The organism is Kitasatospora sp. NPDC059088 (genome assembly GCF_042738155.1).
Classification (GTDB): domain Bacteria; phylum Actinomycetota; class Actinomycetes; order Streptomycetales; family Streptomycetaceae; genus Kitasatospora.
The window spans coordinates 1-5,881 of record NZ_JBHYGR010000045.1; the positions used below are offsets into that span (position 1 = coordinate 1).

The 5,881-nt window shown below is 73.6% G+C and carries 6 protein-coding genes; 3 read left to right on the forward strand and 3 right to left on the reverse strand.

Annotation, left to right across the window (positions count from 1 at the left end; genetic code table 11):
• Positions 1–121 precede the first annotated feature (121 nt).
• Positions 122–1,108, reverse strand: a complete 987-nt coding sequence (locus tag ACFWXO_RS21195; RefSeq protein ID WP_375888717.1) for a carbohydrate-binding protein — start codon at positions 1,106–1,108, stop codon at positions 122–124.
• Between the two features lie 198 nt (positions 1,109–1,306).
• Complete coding sequence (locus ACFWXO_RS21200) at positions 1,307–3,103, reverse strand: diguanylate cyclase domain-containing protein (RefSeq protein ID WP_375888720.1); 1,797 nt, start codon at positions 3,101–3,103, stop codon at positions 1,307–1,309.
• 368 nt (positions 3,104–3,471) lie between these two features.
• On the opposite strand from ACFWXO_RS21200, the gene ACFWXO_RS21205 reads away from it, so the two are divergent.
• Positions 3,472–3,999, forward strand: a complete 528-nt coding sequence (locus tag ACFWXO_RS21205; RefSeq protein ID WP_375888722.1) for a flavin reductase family protein — start codon at positions 3,472–3,474, stop codon at positions 3,997–3,999.
• A 39-nt stretch (positions 4,000–4,038) separates the two neighbouring features.
• On the opposite strand, the gene arfB is transcribed toward ACFWXO_RS21205, so the two are convergent.
• Positions 4,039–4,470: an alternative ribosome rescue aminoacyl-tRNA hydrolase ArfB gene (arfB, locus tag ACFWXO_RS21210; RefSeq protein WP_380525363.1), complete on the reverse strand. Its 432-nt coding sequence runs from the start codon at positions 4,468–4,470 to the stop codon at positions 4,039–4,041.
• 68 nt (positions 4,471–4,538) lie between these two features.
• Between arfB and ACFWXO_RS21215 the strand changes: the two genes are divergently transcribed.
• Both ACFWXO_RS21215 and ACFWXO_RS21220 read left to right on the forward strand, forming a co-directional pair.
• A complete protein-coding gene (locus tag ACFWXO_RS21215; RefSeq protein WP_375888726.1) occupies positions 4,539–5,036 on the forward strand; it encodes a hypothetical protein in 498 nt (165 codons plus the stop codon).
• Positions 5,037–5,181: 145 nt separating this feature from the next.
• Positions 5,182–5,757 carry a TerD family protein gene (locus ACFWXO_RS21220; RefSeq protein ID WP_375888729.1) on the forward strand — a complete coding sequence of 192 codons (576 nt, stop codon included), beginning with the start codon at positions 5,182–5,184 and terminating at the stop codon, positions 5,755–5,757.
• The last annotated feature ends 124 nt before the right edge of the window (positions 5,758–5,881 follow it).

Sequence of the window (5,881 nt, forward strand, 5' to 3'; positions counted from 1 at the left end):
GTGGGTGCGTGACGCGCCCCCGCCAGCCCCGCGCGCGCGGGGGGGGGGGGGGGGGCCCCCCCGCGCGCGGCCCCCCCCCCCGCGCCCCCCCCCCCCCCCCGTCCGCGTTCTCGACCGGGCCTCAGCTGCTCGGTTCGACGGTGATCTGGTCGATCAGGATCGGCCCGGAGGGCACCGTGAAGCTGACCGAGTTCGCCCCGGCCTGGAACTGCGGCAGTATCCAGGTGGTGTACCAGGACGACGCCGGGTCCTTGCCGGGCGAGTAGTTCCGGTACGTCAGCCCGTTCGGCCAGTCCTTGCCGTTGACCGCGGCCGCGCCCTTCACGTCCCCGCCGGCGTTGTTGTAGTGCACGGTGAGCTTGTACGTGCCGGCCGCGGCGATCTGGCCGTTCCAGGTGACGGTGCCGCCCTGCTGGAGCGTCAGGTAGCTGCCGTCGGCGGACTTGGCGCCCTTGACGCTGTTGCCGGACGGCGCGTTCTGCCCCTGCAACTGGCCGGCGTCCACGGTCGCCGGGCCGGCCGAGACCGTGGCGCTCGCCGAGGGCGAGGCCGAGCCGGTCCCGCTCGGCGTCGCGGCACCGCTGGGCGCCGGCGGGGCGGCGCTGGTGGTGCCGCCCTTGGCGGTCTTGTCCGCGTCCGGGTCACCGGTGGAGAGCGCGATCCCGGCACCGATCGCTATCGCCGCGACCACGGCGACCGCACCGATCACGGCGCCCTTGCTCCGGCCGCTGCTCGGCCGCTCGTCCCCCGGCTGCGGCCGGGAGTGCTCGGCGTAGCGGGTCTGCTGGGCGGGCGCGCCGTACTCGGCCTGCGGCGGCACACCGGGCTGGCCGTACTGGCCCTGCGGGGGCATCCCCTGCTGGCCGTAGGGCGGCTGCGCGGGACCGGGCTGGCCGTACGGCGGCTGCTGGGCGCGCGGCGCACCGTACTGCGCCCGGCCGACCTCCATCGGGCGGCTGTACGACGTCCGGGGAACCCCCTGCTGCGGCTCGGCCGGCTGCCCGGTGGAGCCGTCGGCCGGCCGGTAGAGGTAGCCGAACGGGTCGTCGTCCTGTGGGGCACCGCCCCCCTGGCCCTCGGGCAATCCGTTGTCGCCGGCGGTCGTCACGGTGGTCTGTTCCCCCATCCGGTGTGCGCCGCGCGCGGGCGGCGCAGATCATGGACGCTGTCGTACCGGGCACCCTACCTGCCGTACCTGACAGCAGGAAAAGAACCCTTGACAACCCGTGGGTAACCTGCGCGTTCCCGGGCGCCCGGCGCCCACCCCCTCCCGCCGGCCGCTGAGCAGGCGCCGCGAGCCCCGTCGTCAGCCCGCGCGCCGGTGCGAGCGCTCGCCGCGCGCGCCCCGCACGGCCCCGCCCCGGGCCCGCTTCTCGTCGTACATCCGCTCGTCCGCGGTGTGCAGCACCTCTTCGATGCTCATCCCGCAGCCGGCCCAGCCCACCCCGAGGCTCACCCCGACCCGCATCGCCCGGCCGTCGATCCGCATCGGCGGGATGATCGCGTTGCGCAGCCGGTGGGCCAGGTCCTTGGCCTCCTCGCGGCCGATGCCGTCGGCCAGCACCACGAACTCGTCGCCGCCCAGCCGGGCCACCGTGTCGCCGTCCCGGACCGCCCCGCTCAGCCGCCGGGCGACCTCGACCAGCACCGAGTCGCCCGCGTTGTGGCCGAACCGGTCGTTGATCGACTTGAAGCCGTCCAGGTCGCAGAAGAGCACCGCGAGCCCCTTGTCGGCCGGGGCCGCCGGGCCGGAGCGGAACGGCACCGACCAGGCCTCGCCGCTCGGCCCGTACTCGGCCGGCACCACGGCGTGCACGTGCTCCCCGTACCCCGCGCCGAGCCCGGGCGCCGGCCCGCCCTCCAGCGCGCCGTAGCCGTGCACCGGCCCCGGGTACGGGTCCACGCCCTCCAGGCCCTCGTACGCCGCGTGCGCGCTGTAGGTGTCGGCCGGGTAGGCGTACGGCTGCGGGTAGCCGACCTCGGCGGTCAGCGCGGGGGCGGCGGCGCCGACCGGCTGCGGCTCGGCGCAGAGCCGGCGGGCCAGCCGGGCCTTGAGCTCGGCGCCGTTGGGCAGGCCGGTGAGCGCGTCGTGGCTGGCCCGGTGGGCGAGCTGGAGCTCGTGGCGCTTGCGGTCCTCGATGTCCTCGACGTGGGTGAGCAGGAAGCTCGGGCCCTCGGCCGCGTCCGCCACGATCGAGTTGCGCAGGCAGACCCACTGGTAGCCGCCGTCCCGCCGGGACAGCCTCAGCTCCGCCCGGCCGCTCTCGGCGCTGGTGCGTTCCAACAGGGCCCGGTCCTCGGGGTGCACGAGGTCGGCGAAGCTCTGCTGGCGCAGCACCGCGCGGGGGCGGCCGAGCAGTCGACAGAGCGCGTCGTTGACCCTGGTCAGCTGGCCGCGCCCGGCGCCGTGGAGTTCGGTGATGGCCATCCCGCTGGGCGCGTACTCGAAGGCCTGCCGGAAGCTCTCCTCGCTGGCCCGCAGGGCCTGCTGCTCCTTCTCCAGCCGGGCCAGCGCGCGCTGCATCTCGGCCCGCAGCCGGGCGTTGCCGATCGCGATGGAGGCCTGCAGCGAGAACATCTCCAGGGCCTCGCGGGTCCACGCCCCGGGCCGCTTGCCGCTGCGCGGGCGGTCCACCGAGAGCACGCCGAGCAGGTCCCCGCCCGCGCTGTACATCGGGGCGAGCAGTCCGTCGGCGGGGTGCCAGTCGTTGGCGTAGACGGGCAGCGGTCCGTCGCCGATCCAGCGCGGGATGTCGCTGGCGACGGCCCAGCCGCGGTCGTACGGCAGGAAGCGCAGGGTGCCCCAGTGGTCGCTGACCCCGAGCAGCCGGTCCCAGGACTCCCGCGAGCCGACCTGGCCGAGCAGCACCGAGGGCCCGCCCATCGGGCTCTCCTCCAGCTCCCAGACTGCTGCCACCACCAGGTCGCCGTCCGGCCGGACCAGGCTGACCGCGGCGGCGTCGAAGCCGAGTCCGTGCACCGCGCCCTCGACGACGGCCTGCAGCGTGCCCGCCAGGCTGCGGGCAGCGTTGAGGTCCGCCACGACCCGGTGCAAGGTGCGGAGGGTCGCGAGACGGACGTACGGCTCCGACTCGGCTTCCATGCGGGGGCTCCCCGGCTGCTTCGGATAGTTCTTGATTGGTTATCGTCCGATTGCCAGAAGAACTGAATCACAGGGAGCACAGCGTTCGGCACGCTCGGTCAGCAATAGGCCACCACTTGTGACTTAAATCACACAAGACTAATGCGCCCTTAATCAGTTCATCCGCCCCATAGCGGGACATAAACCGCCATCGGAACATTCCTGGTGGTCGACCACGGGGGCCGCGGACTCAAGCGGACTGCACCCGCCGGTACCCGCGCTTCACCCCTGGGAGTGACCGCGGCCCGCGGCGGGCACCACCCCCCGGCCGTGGTCCTACGACCACGGCCCGATGCCGTCACCCGGGAGCGACGACTACCGTGCGGTACGTGTATCCGTCCCCGCAGCCCGAAGCTGCCCCCCACGCCACGCCCGACGAGTTCCGGGCAGCCCTCTCCCAGCTCGCCGCCGGCGTGAGCCTGGTGACCGTCCACGACGAGGAGGACGGCGAGGACGTCGGCATGACCGCCACGTCCTTCCTCTCGGTGTCCCTGGACCCGCCGCTGGTGCTGGTCTCGGTCCGCGAGGACTCCCGGATGGACGAGGTGCTCTCCCGGAACGACACCTGGGCGGTCTCGGTGCTCACCGAGGGGCAGAAGGCGCTCGGCTCCCGCTTCGCCATGAAGGGCCGGCTCAGCGACCGGCTGCTGTTCGCGGACACCCCTCACCACCGCGGCGCCCGCACCGGGGCCCCGCTGATCGAGGGCGCGCTGGCCACCGTCGAGTGCCGCACCGAACAGCGGATACCCGCGGGCGACCACACCCTGCTGATCGGCCGCGTGCTGGAAGCCGTGGTCCCCACCCCCGGCGGCCGCCCGCTGCTCTACTTCCGCGGCGGCTACCGCACGCTGGGCTGAAACGGTTCGCCAGGCGGCACTACCACCCGGCGGTCCGCCCTACTCGCCGCGCGGCGACCGCCGGCCCTGCTTGAGGTCGGAACGGTGCCGCTTGTTCTCCAGCCGCCGCTCCACCATCCCCCGGCTCGGCCTGGTCGCCCGGCGGGCCTTCGGCGGCGGCGCGCACGCCTCGCTCAGCACCACCCCCAGCCGCACCGCGGCCGCCTCCCGGTTGCGCCACTGCGAGCGGAACTCCGAGGCCTGGATCACCAGCACCCGGCCGTCCACCAGGCGGTGCGCCAGCCGCTCCAGGGCGCGGGTGCGCCACACCTCGGGCAGCGCCTTCGAGGCGGCCAGGTCGAACCGCAGCTCCGCCTTGGAGTCGGAGGTGTTGACGTGCTGGCCACCGGGGCCGGAGGAACGCGAGAAGCGCCAGACGAGCTCGGCGTCGGGGACGACCACCGACCCCCGTACGCGGATGGGCTCGGACATGCGCCCATCATCCCGCGCGACCCCCGCCGAGGTCACCCGGTTATCGGTTACCCGCCCACTCCCCGACAATGGCCTACGTGATCGAGCTCGGCTACTCCCTCTCCAACCGCTTCCCCGACCCCCCGCAGACCGACTACCGCACCGCCCCCGTGCGCGCCCTGCGGTACGACCTGTTCTGCGGCGACGTCTACCTGGACGCCGAGGGCGCCGAACTCTCCACCCGCTGGGCCTGGGTCCCGGTGCTGGACTTCGCCTGGGCGCTGTGCGACATCGTCGAGCAGCTCGACCGCGACCCGGACGGCTCCCGGGCCGCCCGGGTGCAGACCGCCGACCTCGACTTCACCCAGAACACCGAGCTGCTGCGCTTCGCCCGCCGGTTCAACTGGGTCGAGGTCACCGCGACCTGGCTGCGCGACGAGCCCCCGGCCGTGGTCCGGCACAGCGAGCTGCGGCGTGAGGCCCGGGACTTCCTCCAGGACACCCTCGCCGACCTGTTCGACATGCACCCCGACCTGGCCGACAACCCGAACATCTGGACGCTGCAGGGCCGCTTCCCCCGGGTCTGACATCCGGACCCGACCGACCCTGCCAAGGCTTTGCCCGTCCTTTGCCCGGCTTTGACGCCCACGAAGAATTCACGGGTTCCCCGGAACCAAGGCGACCGAGTACCGCGTTGTCCCGGGAAAAGCGAACGAAGGGACTGCAATCGCCATGCCAGTGAGCCTCTCCAAGGGTGGCAACGTCTCGCTGACCAAGGAGGCCCCCGGCCTGTCCGCGGTCAGCATCGGCCTGGGCTGGGACACCCGCACCACCACCGGCGCCGAATTCGACCTCGACGCCAGCGCGATCGTCCTGAACGCGGACGGCAAGGTGCTGTCCAACGCGCACTTCGTGTTCTTCAACAACACCAGCACGCCGGACAACACCGTCGTGCACACCGGCGACAACCGGACCGGCGAGGGCGCGGGCGACGACGAGTCGATCAACGTCAACCTGGCCGGCCTGCCCGCCGAGGCCGTCAAGATCACCTTCCCGGTCACCATCTACGACGGCACCGCCCGCGGCCAGAACTTCGGCCAGGTCCGGAACGCCTACATCCGCGTGGTGAACGCGGCCGGCGGCGCCGAGATCGCCCGGTACGACCTCTCCGAGGACGCCGCCACCGAGACCGCGATGATCTTCGGTGAGCTCTACCGCAACGGCGGCGAGTGGAAGTTCCGCGCGGTCGGCCAGGGCTACGCCTCCGGCCTGGCCGGCATCGCCCAGGACTTCGGCGTCCAGATCTGACGCAGCAGGGGCGGCAACGCCGAGGGGGGGGGGATACGGGGGCATTGCGCCCCCGCGGGGGGGGGGGCGTTGGCGGCGGGGGGGGTGTGGCGGCGGGGCCGGCAGCGGGGGGGGGCCCCAGGCG